The 18,457-nt window shown below is 52.9% G+C and carries 19 protein-coding genes; 1 reads left to right on the plus strand and 18 read right to left on the minus strand.

Annotated elements, in window-relative coordinates:
- Positions 1-3 precede the first annotated feature (3 nt).
- From FE848_RS01895 to FE848_RS01965, 15 genes are all read right to left on the minus strand, one after another.
- Complete coding sequence (locus FE848_RS01895) at positions 4-750, minus strand: sulfite exporter TauE/SafE family protein (protein ID WP_200201030.1); 747 nt, start codon at positions 748-750, stop codon at positions 4-6.
- Positions 747-2,924 carry a TRAP transporter permease gene (locus FE848_RS01900; protein ID WP_200201031.1) on the minus strand — a complete coding sequence of 726 codons (2,178 nt, stop codon included), beginning with the start codon at positions 2,922-2,924 and terminating at the stop codon, positions 747-749. Before FE848_RS01900 ends, FE848_RS01895 begins: the two co-directional genes overlap by 4 nt.
- On the minus strand, positions 2,924-3,931 hold the full coding sequence (locus FE848_RS01905) for a TAXI family TRAP transporter solute-binding subunit (RefSeq protein WP_200201032.1): 1,008 nt from the start codon (positions 3,929-3,931) through the stop codon (positions 2,924-2,926). The genes FE848_RS01900 and FE848_RS01905 overlap by 1 nt, the downstream gene beginning before the upstream one ends.
- A 167-nt stretch (positions 3,932-4,098) precedes the next feature.
- A complete protein-coding gene (gene putP, locus FE848_RS01910) occupies positions 4,099-5,592 on the minus strand; it encodes a sodium/proline symporter PutP (protein ID WP_200201033.1) in 1,494 nt (497 codons plus the stop codon).
- Positions 5,593-5,895: 303 nt separating this feature from the next.
- Positions 5,896-6,675 (minus strand): AraC family transcriptional regulator, encoded by a 780-nt coding sequence (locus FE848_RS01915; RefSeq protein WP_200201034.1) that lies wholly within the window; start codon positions 6,673-6,675, stop codon positions 5,896-5,898.
- A gap of 38 nt (positions 6,676-6,713) precedes the next feature.
- On the minus strand, positions 6,714-7,349 hold the full coding sequence (gene tmk, locus FE848_RS01920; protein ID WP_200201035.1) for a dTMP kinase: 636 nt from the start codon (positions 7,347-7,349) through the stop codon (positions 6,714-6,716).
- Positions 7,346-8,398 carry an endolytic transglycosylase MltG gene (gene mltG, locus FE848_RS01925; RefSeq protein WP_227715078.1) on the minus strand — a complete coding sequence of 351 codons (1,053 nt, stop codon included), beginning with the start codon at positions 8,396-8,398 and terminating at the stop codon, positions 7,346-7,348. Before mltG ends, tmk begins: the two co-directional genes overlap by 4 nt.
- A gap of 5 nt (positions 8,399-8,403) precedes the next feature.
- Complete coding sequence (locus tag FE848_RS01930) at positions 8,404-9,234, minus strand: aminotransferase class IV (protein WP_200201036.1); 831 nt, start codon at positions 9,232-9,234, stop codon at positions 8,404-8,406.
- Positions 9,235-9,241: 7 nt separating this feature from the next.
- Positions 9,242-10,489, minus strand: coding sequence for a beta-ketoacyl-ACP synthase II (gene fabF / locus FE848_RS01935; RefSeq protein ID WP_200201037.1), 1,248 nt, complete (start codon positions 10,487-10,489; stop codon positions 9,242-9,244).
- Positions 10,490-10,628: 139 nt separating this feature from the next.
- Positions 10,629-10,862 carry an acyl carrier protein gene (acpP, locus tag FE848_RS01940; RefSeq protein WP_012136033.1) on the minus strand — a complete coding sequence of 78 codons (234 nt, stop codon included), beginning with the start codon at positions 10,860-10,862 and terminating at the stop codon, positions 10,629-10,631.
- A 135-nt stretch (positions 10,863-10,997) separates the two neighbouring features.
- Complete coding sequence (gene fabG, locus FE848_RS01945; RefSeq protein ID WP_200201038.1) at positions 10,998-11,741, minus strand: 3-oxoacyl-ACP reductase FabG; 744 nt, start codon at positions 11,739-11,741, stop codon at positions 10,998-11,000.
- A 17-nt stretch (positions 11,742-11,758) separates the two neighbouring features.
- The gene (fabD, locus tag FE848_RS01950) at positions 11,759-12,697 is read right to left on the minus strand and encodes an ACP S-malonyltransferase (protein ID WP_200201039.1); all 939 of its coding nucleotides are present in this window, start codon (positions 12,695-12,697) and stop codon (positions 11,759-11,761) included.
- A gap of 129 nt (positions 12,698-12,826) precedes the next feature.
- A complete protein-coding gene (gene plsX / locus FE848_RS01955; RefSeq protein WP_200201040.1) occupies positions 12,827-13,828 on the minus strand; it encodes a phosphate acyltransferase PlsX in 1,002 nt (333 codons plus the stop codon).
- Positions 13,829-13,871: 43 nt separating this feature from the next.
- A complete protein-coding gene (gene rpmF / locus FE848_RS01960; RefSeq protein ID WP_144776298.1) occupies positions 13,872-14,051 on the minus strand; it encodes a 50S ribosomal protein L32 in 180 nt (59 codons plus the stop codon).
- A 105-nt stretch (positions 14,052-14,156) separates the two neighbouring features.
- Positions 14,157-14,711, minus strand: a complete 555-nt coding sequence (locus tag FE848_RS01965; RefSeq protein WP_200201041.1) for a YceD family protein — start codon at positions 14,709-14,711, stop codon at positions 14,157-14,159.
- 138 nt (positions 14,712-14,849) lie between these two features.
- Between FE848_RS01965 and FE848_RS01970 the strand changes: the two genes are divergently transcribed.
- The gene (locus tag FE848_RS01970; RefSeq protein WP_200201042.1) at positions 14,850-15,449 is read left to right on the plus strand and encodes a Maf family protein; all 600 of its coding nucleotides are present in this window, start codon (positions 14,850-14,852) and stop codon (positions 15,447-15,449) included.
- Positions 15,450-15,458: 9 nt separating this feature from the next.
- Here the strand turns inward: FE848_RS01970 and FE848_RS01975 are convergent, their stop codons facing one another.
- From FE848_RS01975 to rluC, 3 genes are read right to left on the minus strand one after another with little or no spacing between them, the layout of a single operon-like run.
- A complete protein-coding gene (locus FE848_RS01975) occupies positions 15,459-16,484 on the minus strand; it encodes a S49 family peptidase (protein WP_200201043.1) in 1,026 nt (341 codons plus the stop codon).
- A gap of 37 nt (positions 16,485-16,521) precedes the next feature.
- Positions 16,522-17,169 carry an HAD family hydrolase gene (locus FE848_RS01980; RefSeq protein ID WP_200201044.1) on the minus strand — a complete coding sequence of 216 codons (648 nt, stop codon included), beginning with the start codon at positions 17,167-17,169 and terminating at the stop codon, positions 16,522-16,524.
- The gene (gene rluC / locus FE848_RS01985; RefSeq protein ID WP_200201045.1) at positions 17,169-18,233 is read right to left on the minus strand and encodes a 23S rRNA pseudouridine(955/2504/2580) synthase RluC; all 1,065 of its coding nucleotides are present in this window, start codon (positions 18,231-18,233) and stop codon (positions 17,169-17,171) included. Before rluC ends, FE848_RS01980 begins: the two co-directional genes overlap by 1 nt.
- Between the last annotated feature and the right edge of the window lie 224 nt (positions 18,234-18,457).

Consider the following 18,457-nt stretch of genomic DNA (forward strand, 5'->3'; position numbering starts at 1 on the left):
TGATCAGTAAACAATCAACCGGATCAGAATCGCCGCTGCCATCACAAGGGTAATCCACTTCACCCATTTAGCGCCCTCATTGCTCAGATTCACCTTAACGGCTACAAATGCCCCGGTAATATTGCCTAGTGCCAGAACCAACCCCATACCCCAGCGTACTTGCCCGTTAAAGGCGAAAATCATCAATGCGGGAACTGTGTAAAGCAGAATAATAGACACCTTGAAAACGTTGACCTGGCGTAGATCAATGCGCAGCAACCGATATAAAACCACTATAAACAGAGCCCCTACACCCACCTGAATAAAGCCGCCATATACACCAATCAGAAACATAGCCATGTAAATCACAGGGCCAAGCCTGTTTACAGTCAGCGGGTTGGTTTCCAGCCGGGGTTGAGGCAACAGCATGAATGCCGAAGCGAAAATCATGGCAAGAATCAGCACCCATTCGAATATCACGTCTGGCACCCATGTTGCTACCCAGGCACCCAGTAGAGATCCAAGAACCGCCGGTACTGCAAGGTGCAAGCTAACACGGAGATTACCGTGACCCATGCGGCGAAAGCCTGCTACAGCGGTTGTGCTTTGCAGAACGATTGCTACCCGGTTGGTACCATTTGCAACCTGAGGAGGAAGCCCAAGAAACATCAGCAACGGCAACGTAAGCATTGACCCGCCTGCCGAAAGCACATTGATGAACCCGGCAATACCGCCTAGTGCCAGTAATGCAATAACGTCTGTGATGCTCATGCAGCGTTCGCACTTCCTTCGTTATTGCCCGAGTGATCGCCGCTGAGTCGTTTTCCATAACGACTGCTCCACACCAGAACCGAGATAAATATGATTAGCCCTGCTCCATCGATCAGTAACTGCCCATGAGGCCAAAGCATCAAGGCACCAAGCGGAAACATCAACGCGCGAACCAGCAGATTAAGCTTGTGCTCCAAGAAGCCTTCGAGACCGGCAATAATGGCGTAGATGCCGAACAAGGCAAAACAGAATACCTGGATCATCTCGGTAAAATCGCCGGTAATCAGTGGTGAGTAGGCAAACAGAAGCGGCACAATGTAAAGCCCCTTTGCCAGCTTCCAGGCAGTAAACCCGGTGCGCATCTGTGGCGTTCCGGCAATAGCAGCAGCAGCAAAAGCTGTAAGGCAAACCGGAGGTGTAACGTTGGAATCCTGGGAAAGCCAGAAGATGACCATGTGCGCAGCCACCAGCAGCATGGAAAGTGTTTCCGGCGATAAAGCCTGCTCAAGGAGTTGGCTACTGAAGGTATCCGGCACCAGTGCGAGCATCTGTTTCGCAGTCGTGACATCCATAGGCCCATCCAGCAAAGGCAGCTTATCTGGTGCGGCAAGCATGAAGATTGCTTTAGCCTGTTCAGGAAGGTTTCCGCTTACCATCAACTCCAGCAGCTGACTTTGAGCGATCAGGCTGTATATTGCCGGTGCCGAGAGCGTGGCAAGAACAATGTACGCTGCCGTTACGGGTAACCCCATCCCCAGTATCAGCGAGGCCAGCGCCACCAGAAGTATAGTTATCAACAGGCTCCCGCCTGCCCAATCGGTAATCATCAACGAAAACGTATTGCCGATGCCGGTGGTTGAAACGACCATCACAATGAGGCCGACTGTAATCAGGAGAATTGCAGTGGTAGTGATGTTCCGTGTACCCATCGCCAACGCATCGAGAATATCCCTTAATCCCATGGGACTCTTCGACAGCCAGGAGGCGACGATAACCGACAATATCGCTATACCTGCAGCATAAGTTGGCGTAAAGCCGTAAACCAGCGCAGCCACTAGAACGACCAGTGGCAAAAGAAAATGCCAGCCACCTTTCAAGACCTCCTTTAGCGCAGGCGCAGCAGCATCTTCCAGTTTGTCAGCATGGCTGCGCTTGGCCTCGATACGCACAAACATGGCCACCGAGATAAAATAAAGAAGCGCCGGGAGTGCAGCAACTGCAATGATGGTGAGATAGGAAACCTGGGTGTAGGAAGCCATGATAAAAGCACCTGCACCCATCACAGGCGGCATCAGTTGCCCACCGGTTGAAGCGGCTGCTTCAACACCAGCAGCAAAACGCGCGGGAAAGCCGGCTTTGCGCATCAAGGGGATGGTAATGACGCCTGTAGAAACCGTATTGGCAACACTGGATCCTGAGACTGAGCCCATGAGACCAGAGGCGAATACTGCCACAAACCCAGGACCACCCACGAAACGCCCTGCCGCACAGCGGGCCAATTCGATAATAAAGTCCCCTGCCCCGGATTTCACCAGAAAGGCACCGAACAAAATGAACATGAATACGTAGGTCCATGAAATCCGGGCGATGGAACCCAGCATTCCCTGGCCGCCGATATATGAGCGATACAGAACAGTCTCCCAGGAAAGCCCGGGGAAATTAAAGATGCCATCAACATATTGGCCCCACCAAGCTACGTAGGTCAGAGCAACAATACACAGCACGGGAATAAACCAGCCAACCGTGCGCCGCGCCAACTCAAGTATCAATGCCACCGACACGACTGAGAAAACCCAGTCGCCGGTAGAGAAATTGAATCCCCGTTGGTACAGATCGTCTTCAAAGAAAATCAGGTAGTAAGCACAGACCAGCGCAGTAAGCCCCAGCAGAATATCGCCTCCAAGTGCCAGCCTCTTGCCGCCAACTGTTCGGGCTTTGAACATAGGCGTGGTCAAAGTGCAGATCAACCCGAAAAGGCCGAAGTGAAGAGCAGAACTCCACAGCTCAGAAAGGGTCGAAACCGTATTGAAATACAGATGAATCAGCGCCGTGGCGATGGCGAGCCAGAAAATCACTGGCCCAAGCAACCAGTGATCTACTCGCTCACTCGCCTCGCTAACACTTTCATCGCGAACCACAATGACGGTTTCGCCTTCTGTTTTGCCAGTCACCATTACTGAGCGAGCAAGCGTTCAGGAATGGTCAAACCCTGCTCTTTATAGAAACGGGCAGCACCGGGATGAAGTGGCATTGGCAGGCCTGCAATGGCCTTCTCGAGCGCCATAGCTTTCGTTGCCTGATGGATGTTATTCAGGAATGGCAGATTTTCGTAGATAGTTTTCGTAATCTCATAGACATCCTGCTCGGAGACATCATCACGAACTGCCAGGATATTAGGCTGGGCAATGGTATTGATATCCTTAGCCTGCTTGGGATAGGTCCCCGCAGGGATGGTATAAGGTGTCCACAGCTCAAAGTCACTGTTGACCCTGGCAACCTGATCTGGCGTAAAGTTAAGGGTGGTAATTTTGTCACCCATATTGGCATAGGCTCTTGTTACCGCCGCCGCTGGCACACCCGCCGGTATATTCATGCCATCGATATTGCCATTCTGCAGGGCATCTGCACTGGGCCCATAGCCTTGGTATGCGAGGTTTACTTTTTCCAGATCAATGCCAACCTTGCCCAGAATAAAGCGACCAGAACCTTCGGTTCCCGAGTTTCTCGCGCCTATGGAGAAGCTTTCTCCATACAGGTTTTTCATATCTTCGATTGTGCCGGTTTTGGCGATGCCCTTGGTTACTACAAAGTGCTCCACGTTCTGCCATAGCATTGATACTGAACGCAGATCTTTATAAGGCTTGTTAACCGGCCCTGTTCCGTTCCAGGCATAAGCTCCGTATAGCCCCTGAAGAATGCCAAACTGGATCTGGTTTTCATCCATAAGCTTCAAGTTCTCAGCGGAACCAGCTGAACTTATGGCCGAAACCGATATGTTAGTCTTGGGTTCAAGCTTCACTTTGATCAGTGTGGAAATCGCAACACCCACGGGATAGTAAGTTCCTCCCGTCGTGGCTGTGCCCATCACATAGTTGCCTTCAGCCTGTACACCACTTGAAACAGACACTACGGCCGCCGCCAGCAGCCCTGAGGCATATCTCAAAACCCTGTTCTTACTCATGGAACGACTCCTGTTTTATCATTATTTTTGCTTCATCCGAGAAATATCACTGAGTAAAGATAGCTTCCCACTCTTGAATCTACCAGTTCGCAGAGGCAAACAGACAATAAAAAAGGGCCCCGGCGGGGCCCCTTTTTGCGTACTTATAATGCCTCACCCAAGAGGTATTAGCTGTGCTGTTCTGCCCGATACTCATTGGCGTCGGAGGTAGCAAGACTCACTACTACGATAGCAATGAGGGAGGCTGCGAAACCAGGCATGATTTCGTAGACGCCCGGGCCACCCATGAACTCTGAGTTGTAGCCCAGAGATACCCAGATCATTGCCGTACCCGCACCGGCAATCATACCGGCCAGTGCGCCAGCACCATTAGTGCGAGGCCAGACAAGCGCAAGAATGATCAGAGGCCCAAACGCCGAACCGAAGCCCGCCCATGCGTTACCAACCAGGCTCAGAACGTTTGAGTTGGGATCAGAAGCAATAACTGCAGCCACAAGGCCTACAAGCACTACACATACCCGGCCTACGTTTACGCACTCGCGGTCACCAGCCTCTTTGCGCAGGAACAAGCGATAAAAGTCCTCAGTCAGTGACGAAGACGCTACCAAAAGCTGGCTGGAGATGGTGCTCATTACTGCGGCCAACAAAGCTGCATACAGGAAGCCCGTAATTAGCGGGTGGAACAGCAAGTCTGCGAGAATGATGAAGATGGTTTCCGGATCATCAATTTGCATGCCATTACGCACTGCGTAGGCACGACCGAAAATACCAAGGCCAATCGCTCCTATCAGGGAAATAGCCATCCAGGACATACCGATATTTCGAGCAGTCGGCACTTCTTTCACGGAACGGATTGCCATAAAGCGAACAATGATGTGCGGCTGGCCAAAATAGCCCAAGCCCCAGGTTACCGCCGAAAGCCATCCTACAAAGGTCAGCCCTTCTGTCCAGGACAGCAGGGTTGGGTCTACCTCATTCAGCGTGGCTGTCGCCTGGGCAAAGCCGCCACCGCCTTCGCCAAACAGAACCACCGCTGGCATGAGAACCAGCGCAACCATCATGATGCAACCCTGAACAAAGTCGGTCATGCTCACAGCCAGGAACCCGCCAACCACTGTATAAGCAAGTACAACACCCAGCGTTATGACGATACCCACACCGTAATCACCCATGCCGCCAAAATTGAAAATTCCGGCAAATGCACTTTCAAACAGCTTGCCACCTGCTACCAGGCCTGAGGCTGTGTAAACCGAGAAAAACACAACAATAACAATCGCCGCAACGGTTCTTAGTGGCAATGCCTGCGTGGGAAAACGATTGGCCAGAAAAGCCGGAATGGTAAGCGCGTTGCCGTAAGAGACCGTTTGTGAACGCAACCTGGGAGCAACAATAACCCAGTTAAGAAACGCACCTACAAACAGACCAACGCCAATCCATGCCGAAGCAAGACCCGATACGTACATCGCACCGGGGAGACCCAGAAGCAACCATCCGCTCATATCGGAGGCACCAGCCGATAACGCCGCTACCTTTGGGCTGAGTCCCCTGCCACCCAGCATGTAATCTTCTGATGAAGAAGTGGATGTGCGCATCGCAAAAAGGCCAATGCCAATCATCACTGCAAAATAAGCAAATAGACTAATCCAAACACCAATAGCCATGGAATTCCTCCGGTTTAATGAGTCGGACTATATCCGCTCGCAAAGCACAGCTCTGGCGCGAGCGCCTGCCAACTGTGTCGTTCTTCTTGTTTACTGGTATGCCTTACGAATCTGAGCGAAACACCGAATCGCATACTCAGGCTTAACTATAGTTAAGTATTGCCAATTAGCGACCAAACCAAGCAACAGATCGTCAGGATGTGATTTGACGCAACCAGCCTAGTATTACTACGTATTATCGGCTTACAAAATCCTACGATAATTTTGTGGAATTCTACGGGAATGCGGTCATTTCAGATTAAATCAGGCAACGTTATCACGAACTTGCAGTTTTGTAGGGGTGGTTCCCTTATGTTTGCGCAGTGCATTGGTCAATGCACTCTGGGACGAGAAGCCAACCCGGTAGCTGATTTCAGAGACGGAAAGGGGTGTCGAAGCCAGCAGTTTGATGGCTTGATCCAGGCGGGCCTCCAACAAGAACTGGTGAGGCGTAGTTCCCACCACCTCTCGAAATACCTCATGAAACCGGCTCACACTCAAGCAGGCCTCACTGGCCAGATCCTGCACCCTTATTTTCCTGTGCAGGTTTGCCCGAACATAACGGTGCATGGCATCCGGGCTCAGACTGTGGCGGTGCGACGGACCCACCCTCTGATCTACCACTCTGTCAGCCATACAATAGAGAATACTGGCCGCGAGATGGCCATGCATTGCCTGATTTCCGGGTGACCGATCAAACTCGCCGGCCGCAAACTGAACCAATCCCTGCAAACGGCTATCCATGTGAATGGTGCGGGGTTTTTCGAACACACGAACCATGCGCTCATAGTCCGCATGGTTCGGCGTGGAAATAGCAGGGGTTGAGGGATCGAGATTGATGACCATCACATGATTCTGATGATCACCGCAGTAGTCGTGCCTGGCCTCCGTCGGAACGAGGCATGCCTTCCAGGTGTCCAGATGAGATCCGGTACCGTCAACACTCAAGTCTGCCTCACCCTGAACACCTATCACTATCTGGTGATGCTCATGGCGATGCTGGTGAGATGCTATCGGCAGTTTGAGTAGACGGGCATCCAACATAGACGCGACCGGAACCTTCAAGTGAGAATGTGACTCAATTAAAGCAGATCTGATTGGAACTTGCACATAAGTTCGCGGATATGGGCACTAACCTGCTCTAATGAGTCTGCCGCGTTCACAACACTGTAGCGAGATGGCGCAGCTTTGGCGCGAGCCAGGTAGGTATCACGAATACGCTGGAAAAAGGCCACAGCCTCCTGTTCAAAACGGTCCAACTGCCCCCGCTTCCTCGCGCGGGTCATACCGGTTTCAACGGGCGCATCCAATAGAACCACCTGATCCGGGCGCACATCCCCCTGCACCAGGTTTTCCAACAAGGCAATCCGTTCGCTTGGAACACCTCGTCCTCCGCCCTGGTAGGCAAAAGTTGCATCGGTAAAGCGATCACAAAGGACCCACTGCCCCCGCTCAAGAGCTGGAAGAATAAGCGTGTGCAAGTGTTGTGCACGGGCTGCGAACATCAACAACAGTTCAGTGAGCTCGTTTACAGACTCATCCCGCGGCGCCAACAACAACTCACGAATCGACTCAGCCATGGGCGTTCCGCCCGGCTCACGGGTCACAACACAATCAATGCCAAGTTCTTTCAGAGTTTCAGCAGCGTTGGCAATCTGGGTAGACTTGCCCACTCCCTCGGTTCCCTCGAAGGTAATAAACCGGCCACGAACAGTCATTCTTTCTCATCCTTGTCAGGAGCAGGTGAAGACCGGTAATCCGATCGACGATTGAGCTGAAACGCGCGAACTGCCTTCTGGTGTTCCGCCAGTGTATTGGAAAACTTGTGGGTACCATCGCCACGAGCCACAAAATACAGAGCCGTGCCGGAGCCTGGGTGCAGGGATGCATGTATGGCCTCACGACCTGGTAAAGCAATAGGTGTTGGCGGTAATCCATTGATACGATATGTGTTGTAGGGCGTGTGAGTGCGTAGATCCCGGCTTCCAATACGGCCCTTGTACTTGTCGCCCATACCATAAATGACGGTAGGATCCGTCTGTAATCGCATGCCTTTCTGCAGGCGGCGAACGAACACACCCGCCACCTGATCCCGTTCATGGGGCGCGCCGGTCTCCCGCTCTACAATTGAGGCCATAATCAGAGCTTCATAAGCGCTATCGTATGGCAGGCCTTCCGCCCTGCCTTCCCATTCCTCCGCAAGAACGGCCTCCATGCGCCGATACGAACGCTTGAGCAGGTCAAGATCCGATTCACTACTTGTAAACAGGTATGTGTCCGGGAAAAACCGTCCTTCAGGGTGCTCACCCTCTGCACCAACGGCTTCCATAATCTGCGCATCTGACCACTCGGATGTGAGTTTCTTAAGACGATCCGTAGCTGCCAAAGCCGCACGCATGTCCTGGAACGTCCAGCCTTCAATAAATTGAACAGACCAATGTTTGGTATCACCCGCAACCATTTTTTCGAGCATGGCTGTAGCGCTCATGCCGCTGACAAACTCATATTCTCCGGCTTTGATTCTGGCCTTATCCGGATACAGCCGGCCGAACACTCTTACCCACAGGCTATCTTCGACCAACCCGCGAGACTTTAACTGCCTGGCAACATCACTGAATGCTGTGCCAGCCGGAACATCAAACAGCATCGGCTCTTCCATAGCAACGGGTTTGGATAAGGATCCCAGCCCCTGCCAGACCCACAATCCTGTGCCTGCAGCCACGAGCACGGCAGCGCAAATTCCTGCAATTAAAAGTTTCTTGAGCAAATGAATTATTCCAACAATTCGAGAGGATTAAAGATTGTCGCAACTCCGTCATCTACAGGCAAATCCTGGCCTGCAAGCCTGCGTACCGGAACTGCTCCTACAACGCTGTTCAGAAAGAAGAGCCCCTGACAGTGAGAGCCCATAACATCTGCAATGCTCACCGAGCGCTCAAAGACGGTCTCTCCCCGCGCACGCAATCGCTCCAGCATCCACTGTCGCATGATACCGGCTACGGCAAGGCTTTTTAATGGTGGGGTTACCCAGCCATCAGCCACCTTAAGTAGCAAGTTGGTACGAGTACCCTCAACCAGATTACCGGCACTGTCAGCCATAATAACTTCATACACCTCCCCCTCAATTTCTCTGGCAGCCATAACCTGCTCAAGACGGTTCAGGGATTTGATGCCAGTAAGCAGGGGGTTAACGGTAAGCGGTATCCGGGAAAAGTCAGCGATAACGCCTGAGCTTGCCGGCAGCGCAGGCATTGGGCCAGCAGACACCATAAGGTTAGGCCGAATTCCGGAGCCTGGCTGGTACCCGCGGCCACCTTCCCCCCTGGTAAGGGTCAGCTTGAGTACCCAGCCCCTATCGTTGTCTTTTTTGCTGAAGCGATCCAGGTAGCGACCAGTGGCTGCGGTACAGACTTTGCGAAGATCCGTAAGCGCAATGGGAATACCCAGCCGACCTGCATCACGGACCATTCGATCGAGGTGGCGAGATAAAAGCACCCCCCGGTCACCATGCATCCTTATGGTCTCAAACAGGCCATCACCGTATAAAGCACCGCGGTCACCCGCGGGGAACCCGTTTTCATCCGCCCAGAACAGATTGAACATGGGCCGCTTAGCCTTCGTAGCGGCGCATAATCAGAGTGCCATTGGTTCCACCAAAGCCAAACGAGTTGGACAAAACCACGCGAACATCAGACTTGCGGCAAGTGTTAGGCACCAAGTCCAGGTCGCAACCTTCATCCGGGTTATCCAGATTAATTGTCGGCGGCAGCACGCCATCACGTATAGCAAGCAACGAAAAGATAGCCTCAACAGCGCCTGCCGCACCGAGCAAATGCCCCGTCATGGATTTTGTACTGCTCATTGCCAGTCGGCTAACGTGCACACCAAACACACGCTTGGCTGCTGCAATTTCTGCTACATCGCCCACCTGCGTTGAAGTCCCGTGGGCATTTATGTAGTCGACATCTTCCGGCTTCAGGCCTGCGTCTCGTAACGCATTGCTCATTGACCGGGCTGCGCCCTCACCATCTTCTGGTGGCGCTGTTATGTGGTGGGCATCGTCGCTCATGCCAAAACCCACCAGCTCGCCGTAAATCGTCGCGCCGCGGTTTTTGGCATGCTCAAGCTCTTCCATTACCAGAACCCCGGCACCGTCACTCAGCACGAACCCGTCACGATCCCGATCCCAGGGGCGACTCGCCTTTTCCGGCTCGTCATTGCGGGTTGAAAGTGCGCGAGCTGACGAGAAGGCTGCAACGCCTGTGCGAGTTGTTGCCATTTCAGAACCACCTGCAAGCATGACATCGGCATCGCCGTAGGCAATGGTGCGAGCAGCGTATCCAATGTTATGGGTGCCGGTAGTACAGGCGGTCACAATGGCAATATTCGGGCCTCGGTACCCGAAGCGAATGGCGGCATTGCCAGAGATCATGTTGATTACCGACGCAGGAACAAAGAACGGCGACACCTTGCGGGGGCCAGACTTCTCCATAGTCAGCACGTTCTTTTCGATATACTCAAGCCCGCCGATGCCTGAACCGATAGCAATACCAACCCGGTCCCGATCCAAGGCTTCATAATCTGCAAGCCCGCTGTCATCGACAGCTTGCTGAGCTGCAATCAGACCGTAGTGAATAAACGCATCCAGCTTTCTGGCATCTTTTGTCGAAAGATACGACTCCAGATCCAGATTTTTGATTGCACCACCAATACGGGTGCCATACCCGGACGCATCAAAACGGTCGATTAAGCCGATTCCGCTGCGCCCGGCCAGAATAGCCTCCCAGGAAGTCGCTACATCGTTTCCTAGCGGAGACAACATTCCCATGCCAGTGATAACAACCCGTCGTTTACTCATAACTGCGTTCACCTGATCATTTCATGGGTCAGTGTTACTGAATGAACCCGAACCCCGGGTCATTTTCAGGCAATAAAAAAGCCGTCCTTCACAGAATAACAAGGACGGCTTTTAGCCTGGCTAACTAAAATTCAGAGTATCAGGTATGCGCGACGATGTAGTCGATCGCGTCCTGAACACTGGCCAGCTTCTCGGCTTCTTCATCAGGAATTTCAGTTTCAAATTCCTCTTCCAGTGCCATCACCAGCTCAACGGTGTCCAGTGAGTCAGCGCCAAGATCCTCTACAAAAGAAGATGAGTTCTGAACTTCGGACTCTTTAACGCCCAACTGTTCACAAACGATCTTCTTAACGCGCTCTTCAACTGTACTCATAATGTCCTCACTTTGTGTATCTACCAAGCAACTCAAGTGCTGCCAGTTTAGTGTAAACCCTACCTGCAAACAAGCAGGGATCCGGTTAAACATGTTGCGCGACAATGAGTTGCGCACGAGCTCCAAAATTGGAGCTTATCCCATGTACATTCCACCGTTTACATGAATGGTTTCCCCAGTCACGTAACCGGCAACATCCGATGCCAGGAAAGCAACAAGCGCTGCCACCTCTTCCGGCTCCCCCAAACGACCCGCGGGTATGATTTCCAGCATAGCCTCACGTTGCTTGTCGTCCAGTTTTTTTGTCATATCTGTGTCAATAAATCCCGGCGCCACGCAATTAGCTGTGATACCACGATTCGACATTTCCTTCGCCAGGCTGCGGGTAAAACCCTCAACACCCGCTTTTGCTGCACAATAATTAGACTGCCCTGCGTTACCCATACTGGCAACCACTGAACTCACGTTGATAACGCGCCCCCAACGTGCCTTTGCCATGCCTCGCAGTACAGCTTTGGTGGTGCGGAACACGCTTGAGAGGTTAGTTTCGAGCACTGCCGCCCAATCATCATCTTTTAACCGCATCAGCAGGTTATCACGGGTTATACCAGCATTATTAACCAAAATAAGGGGTACCGAAGATTTACTGGCTATCTCTTTAAGGCCAACTTCAATGCTTTCGGCATCTGCTACGTCCATCACTATGCCATAGCCGCTTGCACCAGCCGCCTGAAGGTTTTCGGTAATGGTTGCAGCTCCCTCTGCGGTTGTGGCTGTGCCTACAACCTCAGCACCCTGCTTTGCGAGCGCCAGGGCGATAGCTTTTCCAATTCCGCGAGTAGCACCGGTTACCAGTGCTGTTTTACCTTCCAGAGACATGCACAACTCCCTTTACATCAAGACGGTTCAAATGCCGCAAGCGCAGCAGACAAAGCCTCGGGGTCTTCGATGCCGTATACGGCAAGCCCCCGGTCAATTCGCTTGGCTAGCCCGGCAAGCACTTTGCCAGTGCCGCACTCCAAGGCAACCTTAACGTCATTCCCCACCAGCGTGCGGACTGAATCTGTCCACAATACCGGAGAATACAACTGCTTCAACAGATTTGCCTTTAGTGTAGCTGAATCTGTAACCGCTGCTGCGTTAACATTCTGTATAACCGGGATGACAGCATCACTAAAACGAACTTCATCCAGAGCCTGCCCCAACTCTTCAGCCGCGCCCTTCATCAATGCACAGTGCGAAGGGACACTGACCGGCAATGGCATAGCCTTGCGCGCGCCCCTGGCTTTACAAGCTTCAATGGCCCGATCAACAGCTGCAACTGAGCCGGCGATAACAACCTGCCCAGGTGCGTTAAAATTAACTGCCGCCACTACATCGCCATTAGCTGCCTCTTCACAGGCTGCAACAACTTCGGCATCTTCCAAACCAAGAATAGCAGCCATTTTGCCTTCACCGGCAGGAACAGCCTCTTGCATGAGTTCACCACGCAGGCGCACCAGTTTCACAGCTTCGACAAAATCGAGGCTTTCAGCAGCCACAAGCGCACTGTACTCACCCAGACTATGCCCCGCCAGAAAATCGGGTCGCGGCCCACCGGCAACAAACCACTCACGCCATAGTGCGACGCTTGCAGTCAGCAGTGCTGGCTGGGTAATCATGGTCTGGTTGAGCTCTTCTGCAGGGCCCTTCTGGCAAAGGTGCCACAGGTCGTAGCCAAGCACATTGGAGGCTTCTGCAAAGGTTTTGTTGATCATGGGCCAAGATTCGGCGGCGATGGATAACATGCCAACCGACTGGGAACCCTGTCCGGGGAATATAAAGGCTGATTTCATAAGCGGGATCTTATCGTCATTGGGAGTTTCAGGAGATTAGCCAATAGTACAAGTTGGCTGGATTTTGCGCGAACAAACCAAATGATTTCAAGCAAGCTCTGCATCAGGGAGCCAAAAGGCCCTGACCAATCAAAGCATCAAATCATCCAGGCGCTCATTGATGCGCCTGGGCACCTCGAGCTCGACCTCAAGGACGGCCTGGCGAATGGCCGCAAGCATAGCGCGCTCATTGGCGTTGCCGTGGCTCTTTATAACCACGCCCTGAAGACCAAGAAGGCTGGCGCCGTTGTGCCGGGAGGGATCCATCAGCCGAAGAAGCCTGCCGATGATAGGACGCGCAAGAAGACCTACAAAGCGGCCGTAAAGAGTGCGAGTAAAGGCCTGCTCCATAAGCTCTATGAGCAACCCGGCCACACCTTCGCCGGTTTTCAGCGCAATATTACCCACAAACCCATCACATACCACTACATCCGCAACATCGCGAAACAGATCACTGCCTTCCACGTAGCCAATGTAGTTAATGGAGTCACATTGGGCGAGCATGTGAGAGGCAAGGCGAACCTGCTCGTTACCTTTTATCTCTTCCTCGCCAACATTCAGCAGTGCCACCCGCGGCTCACCCTGACTGCAGATTGCCGACGCCATAAGCGAGCCCATCAGGGCGTATTGATAAAGATTCTCTGCGCTGGAATCTACGTTGGCGCCAAGATCGAGAACGTGACAGCGCCCCCGTAGCGAAGGGATAAGCTTGGTTATAGCAGGACGCTCAATACCCGGATACATACGTATAATGGAGCGACCAAATGCCATCAAGGCACCGGTATTACCTGCACTGACACACCCCTGAGCTTCGCCATCACGTACCAGCCTGAGAGCAATAGCCATGGACGAGTTTTTCTTGTGCCGCAACGCATGGGATGGGCGCTCATTCATGCGCACAATGTCTGCAGCTTCGACAATACGGATTCGTGGGTGCCCCTCACGCAACAAAGCCTCAAGTTCACTCCGGATTCCCACCAGGATGAAACTCAAGGCTTTGTTTTCACACACCGCTTCGAGGGCCGCAGCAACTACAACTGCCGGACCTCGATCGCCACTCATGGCGTCAACCGCTATGGTAACCGGATTCACCGCTTGCCCACTCGATTGAGGTTTGCGCGGCTATACAACGAGATTACTCGTCGTTAGCTTCGATTACCTGCTTGCCACGGTAAAATCCGTCTGGAGATACGTGGTGACGGCGATGAACTTCACCAGTTGTTGAATCAGTGCTCAGAGCTGCAGGGCTCAGGGCATCGTGGGCACGACGCATGCCACGCTTGGAACGAGTCTTACGGTTCTTCTGTACAGCCATGGTTCTACTCCTGACCTGTTAACGTAAACTTTACTTGAATAGGGTTACGAATAACGTGTGTTCGTTTAATTGCGCCGGCACCCAATATGGTTGCCCACGCCCTGATTAATGCTTTGTATTCTTGAGCCCCGCCAGCACACTGAACGGGTTATCGCCTGCCTTCTTCTCAGGCTTTTCTGAAGATCCATCTGGCTCATAGGCTTTCAGATCTTCGTTAGCCGGGCATTCGCCGCGATCATGAAGAGGATACGGTGCCAAAACCAACAGCAACTCGTCCTCTGTCATCGACCATAAATCCGCACTGAAATCATCAGTCAGAAAAGGCTCAAGGTCCTTTGGCAACCCCTGCGCCTGTTCATCGCTGGTCACCAGCCCAAGAACGAACCGGGAAACCAACACGGACTTCATAGGCCCCATGCAGCGCTGGCATTCCAGATTGACCGGAACTTCCAACTCACCCGAGACGATGCGGCGACGCTCACTATCCTTGTAGAAGGACAGTTTCACGCGACAGACAGCGCCATCTTCAAACCCAAAAACAGCTTCACGGAAACGAGACAATGCACTGAGAGGAATTTCTCCCTCCAGCACGCTGTTGTGCTCCGCCAACTTGTATGGGTCGACTATCTTTGGTAATTCGGCACTAGACGCATTTGACATAGGCGCGCAATTCTAGGGGCGAAGCTCGCTGCTGTCAAAGACTTCGTCCGCTTTTGCCAAGGGCTTTCCGTTTTCGTAGGTGTATTCTACGATACGGGCACGAAAATTGGCCGAAATTATTGAAGGAGCGCCCTTATCATGCCCCAAAAACACCTACTGCTGGCGTCTTCTTCTCCCTATCGCCGGGAGCTTTTAGCTCGACTGAGGCTGCCCTTCACCTGCGCAAGCCCGAATATTAACGAATCGCCAGCGCCAGGAGAAGATCCGGTGGCTTTGGCCAGGCGCCTGGCCGAAAGCAAATCCAGAGCCCTGGCGCCCATATATCCGAGCCACTGGATTATTGGATCAGATCAAGTTGCCGCCTTACCCAGCGGAGCCCTGCTAAGTAAACCCGGAAATTACTCAACTGCATTTCGGCAACTGGAGCAGTGCAGCAACAAAAGCGTCAATTTCCACACCGGGCTTGCTCTTCTGGACTCCGATTCCGGAAACCTGCAAATCGCCTGCGAGCAGTTTACCGTGCATTTCCGCGAACTGTCGGCCAAAGAAATCGATGCGTACCTGCGCAAAGAAGAACCTTACGACTGCGCAGGTAGCTTCAAAATGGAAGGCATGGGAATAACCCTGTTCAGGGAACTGCAAGGCAGAGACCCGAACAGCCTTGTCGGCCTTCCACTGATCGCACTCAATGAAATGCTGATAGCATGGGGGAGAAATCCGTTATTGGAATCCCGGTAGCCCCCGCCACTAACGCAACTCCAGTCGGGACTCTACGAGCTGCGAAGCGACTCCGTGTCCCAAGGAGACGCCAAGCTGATCCACTAGATCCCGCAAGGCGCCCTTACGGCGGCTGTAATCGACCAACTCTTCCTGACCGACAATCTCCCTGGCCACATAAGACGTACTGCCCAACCCATCAATCAGCCCAAGCTCCAGCGCCTGCTCTCCACTCCAAACCAATCCACTAAACAGCCGTTCATCATCTGCAAGACGGTCACCACGCCCTTTTTTTACGGCCGCTATAAATTGCTGATGGGTATTCTCGAGCACGCTTTGCCAGAAGACCACCTCCCCCTCTTGCTCGGGGGAGAATGGGTCCAGAAACGCTTTGTTATCACCTGAGGTATAAAGCCTGCGCTCAACCCCCAACTTATCCATAGCACCTGTAAACCCGAAACCACCGGCAACCACACCAATAGACCCAACGAGGCTGGCGCGGTTTGCGTAAATTTCATCAGCCGCAGCTGCAATATAGTAAGCACCGGATGCACCGATATCCGAGATCACCGCATAGACCTTCTTCTCGGGATATTCGCCCCTCAGCCGTTTGATCTCATCATAAATATAGCCGGACTGAACAGGACTACCTCCCGGGCTATTAATGCGCAATATCACCGCCAGAGCATTTTCCTGCTCAAACGCTGAACGCAATGAACCAACAATGTTGTCGGCACTGGCAATCTCATCTGCAGAAATTGGCCCGTTAATTTCAACAACTGCCGTGTGCTCGCTGGTTGTTGCCTCAAGGCCGCCGCCGAGTGGCGACCAGACAATAGCCAGCAGCGCAAACAAATAAGCAAAGGTAAGGAACTTGAAAAAAATACCCCACCGCCGGCTACGGCGCTGCTCGGACTGTAACGACATAACCAGTTTTTCTATCAACTTCCAGTCACGCCCAGTCTCTGGCGGCAGATTTGGCTTGCGTCGCAATGCACCTTGCTCAGCAGGTTTGTCACCCCACTCAGCCGTTTTATCGGAATCCCAGTCACTCATGCACATTTCCTGCTATAGACAAATTTACCAAGGCTGGCTACAAACCAAGCACGTCGCGAAGGTCCGCCACAGTATCTACGATAGCGTGAGGCGCATAACCACCAAGCACGTCGCGCTTATGCACCCCCCACTCAACACCAATAGACGGCATACCAATCCTTTGGGCCATCTCCAGATCATAACGGGTATCCCCGATCATGACGGCCTCGGCAGGCTTGATACCGTAAAACAGAAGAATCTCTTCAAGCATGCGCGGATCCGGCTTGGATCGGGTTTCATCAGCGCAGCGGGTAATATCGAAATGCGGCCCCAGCCCACTGGAAACCAGCGCCGGATCCAAACCCCTGCGGCTCTTACCGGTTGCCACCGAGCACCCGCGGCCAGATTGCTGGAGATTCAGTACAACCTCCCCCATCCCCTCAAAAAGATTCTGTGGTGTTGTTACCTTGCGGAAAAAATAATTGGCGTACCCCTCCCGTATACTCGTTATCTCTTCGTGACTCAGCCCCGGGTACAACTTCTCCAGCGCCTCGACCATACCCAGACCTATAATGTCACGGTATGCCTCCCTCTCCAGCGCAGGGAACCCAAGATCCGTGGCAGCCTGGTGCAGGCTATCGGCAATATGATCTACGGAATCCACCAAGGTACCGTCCCAGTCGAAAATCACCACTTTCACATCCATTACTCTGCTCCCGTCGCACGCACATCAAGCCTGCCAAGCACGTGACTGAATACATCATCATAAGGGGCCTCAAACCGCACCATCTCCCCGGTAACAGGCAGGGAAAGCTCGAGAGCCCGGGCGTGCAACATTAAACGCTGCCCACCAACTGCCCGAAACGCTTTGAGACTTACATCATCCATATACTTGTCATCCCCCGCTATTGGATGACCGGCACACAAACTGTGCACACGAATCTGATGGGTCCGACCAGTAATTGGCGAGGCCTCCACCAGGGTATATCCTGTATAACGCGCCAGGCAACGAAAGGTCGTCAAAGAGGCCTTGCCAGCCTGATCCACCCTGACCCGCCGCTCTCCATTAGGCATTTCATAGCGCAACAGCGGCTCATCAACCCGATTCAGCTTACTTGGCCAATCTCCGGCCACCAACGCATGGTATTGCTTGCGGATGCGCCTTTGCCGGAGTTCGTCCTGCAGAAAACGCAATGCAGAGCGCTTTTTGGCAACCATAACCAACCCGGAAGTGTCCCTGTCCAAGCGATGCACCAACTCAAGAAAACGCGCTTCCGGGCGAGCGGACCGCAACACCTCTATTAGCCCGAAACTGAGGCCACTGCCACCATGCACCGCTATTCCAGATGGCTTGTTAACCACCAGCATCTGGTCATTTTCAAACACGATGGCTGCTTCGACCACGCTCTGCACCCGGCTACCAGGAGCCGCCTGCGGCGCTTTCTCCTTACGTATAACTGGTGGTATGCGCACCTGATCGCCCGTTACAAGGCGAGTATCTGGCTTAACCCTGCCTTTATTAATCCGCACCTCGCCTTTGCGCACAATCCGATAAATAATACTTCTGGGCACACCGCGAAGCTGCGCCAATAGAAAATTATCCAGACGCTGCCCATGGTTATCCTCATCCACCGTCACCCATACAACACCCTGCTGCACTGCCTCCCGGCCAGGGCCTGCATGCTTGCTGTCTTCGCGAGACACCGGATGAGGCGCCGGTTTTCTCGCCCGGGATTTAGCGGGCTTTCCGGTAGCAATTTTGCGGGACATAAGGTTCCTTTAACGGGTGGTATAACTGGCGATACAAGCAGGATTGAACGGTTCTGTGAATACTGTTATATTCCGGCGTGATCTGTCGTTTGTCTACGGCCTGACCTACTCTAGTCAGAAGCCGGAGCGGCAGAAGAGTATACCGACACTATTCAAGAGTTTGAACGTCGGACGCCCAATCACTATCGGGCACGGCGTAAGAAATGCTTCCGGAGTGTCAGGAC

The sequence above is a fragment of the Marinobacter sp. 1-3A genome, from assembly GCF_016597775.1.
GTDB classification, from domain to species: domain Bacteria; phylum Pseudomonadota; class Gammaproteobacteria; order Pseudomonadales; family Oleiphilaceae; genus Marinobacter; species Marinobacter xiaoshiensis.

What these genes read in the sequence shown, in the direction of transcription:
- FE848_RS01930 (WP_200201036.1), bottom strand. Translation starts at nt 9,234, where the DNA reads ATGTTCAATCTGTTCTGGGCGGATGAAAACGGGTTCCCCGCGGGTGAC.
- FE848_RS01900 (WP_200201031.1), bottom strand. Translation starts at nt 2,924, where the DNA reads ATGGTGACTGGCAAAACAGAAGGCGAAACCGTCATTGTGGTTCGCGAT.
- FE848_RS01895 (WP_200201030.1), bottom strand. Translation starts at nt 750, where the DNA reads ATGAGCATCACAGACGTTATTGCATTACTGGCACTAGGCGGTATTGCC.
- FE848_RS01970 (WP_200201042.1), top strand. Translation starts at nt 14,850, where the DNA reads ATGCCCCAAAAACACCTACTGCTGGCGTCTTCTTCTCCCTATCGCCGG.
- fabF (WP_200201037.1), bottom strand. Translation starts at nt 10,489, where the DNA reads ATGAGTAAACGACGGGTTGTTATCACTGGCATGGGAATGTTGTCTCCG.
- fabD (WP_200201039.1), bottom strand. Translation starts at nt 12,697, where the DNA reads ATGAAATCAGCCTTTATATTCCCCGGACAGGGTTCCCAGTCGGTTGGC.
- fabG (WP_200201038.1), bottom strand. Translation starts at nt 11,741, where the DNA reads ATGTCTCTGGAAGGTAAAACAGCACTGGTAACCGGTGCTACTCGCGGA.
- putP (WP_200201033.1), bottom strand. Translation starts at nt 5,592, where the DNA reads ATGGCTATTGGTGTTTGGATTAGTCTATTTGCTTATTTTGCAGTGATG.
- FE848_RS01915 (WP_200201034.1), bottom strand. Translation starts at nt 6,675, where the DNA reads ATGTTGGATGCCCGTCTACTCAAACTGCCGATAGCATCTCACCAGCAT.
- FE848_RS01905 (WP_200201032.1), bottom strand. Translation starts at nt 3,931, where the DNA reads ATGAGTAAGAACAGGGTTTTGAGATATGCCTCAGGGCTGCTGGCGGCG.
- rluC (WP_200201045.1), bottom strand. Translation starts at nt 18,233, where the DNA reads ATGTCCCGCAAAATTGCTACCGGAAAGCCCGCTAAATCCCGGGCGAGA.
- tmk (WP_200201035.1), bottom strand. Translation starts at nt 7,349, where the DNA reads ATGACTGTTCGTGGCCGGTTTATTACCTTCGAGGGAACCGAGGGAGTG.
- rpmF (WP_144776298.1), bottom strand. Translation starts at nt 14,051, where the DNA reads ATGGCTGTACAGAAGAACCGTAAGACTCGTTCCAAGCGTGGCATGCGT.
- FE848_RS01965 (WP_200201041.1), bottom strand. Translation starts at nt 14,711, where the DNA reads ATGTCAAATGCGTCTAGTGCCGAATTACCAAAGATAGTCGACCCATAC.
- FE848_RS01975 (WP_200201043.1), bottom strand. Translation starts at nt 16,484, where the DNA reads ATGAGTGACTGGGATTCCGATAAAACGGCTGAGTGGGGTGACAAACCT.
- acpP (WP_012136033.1), bottom strand. Translation starts at nt 10,862, where the DNA reads ATGAGTACAGTTGAAGAGCGCGTTAAGAAGATCGTTTGTGAACAGTTG.
- FE848_RS01980 (WP_200201044.1), bottom strand. Translation starts at nt 17,169, where the DNA reads ATGGATGTGAAAGTGGTGATTTTCGACTGGGACGGTACCTTGGTGGAT.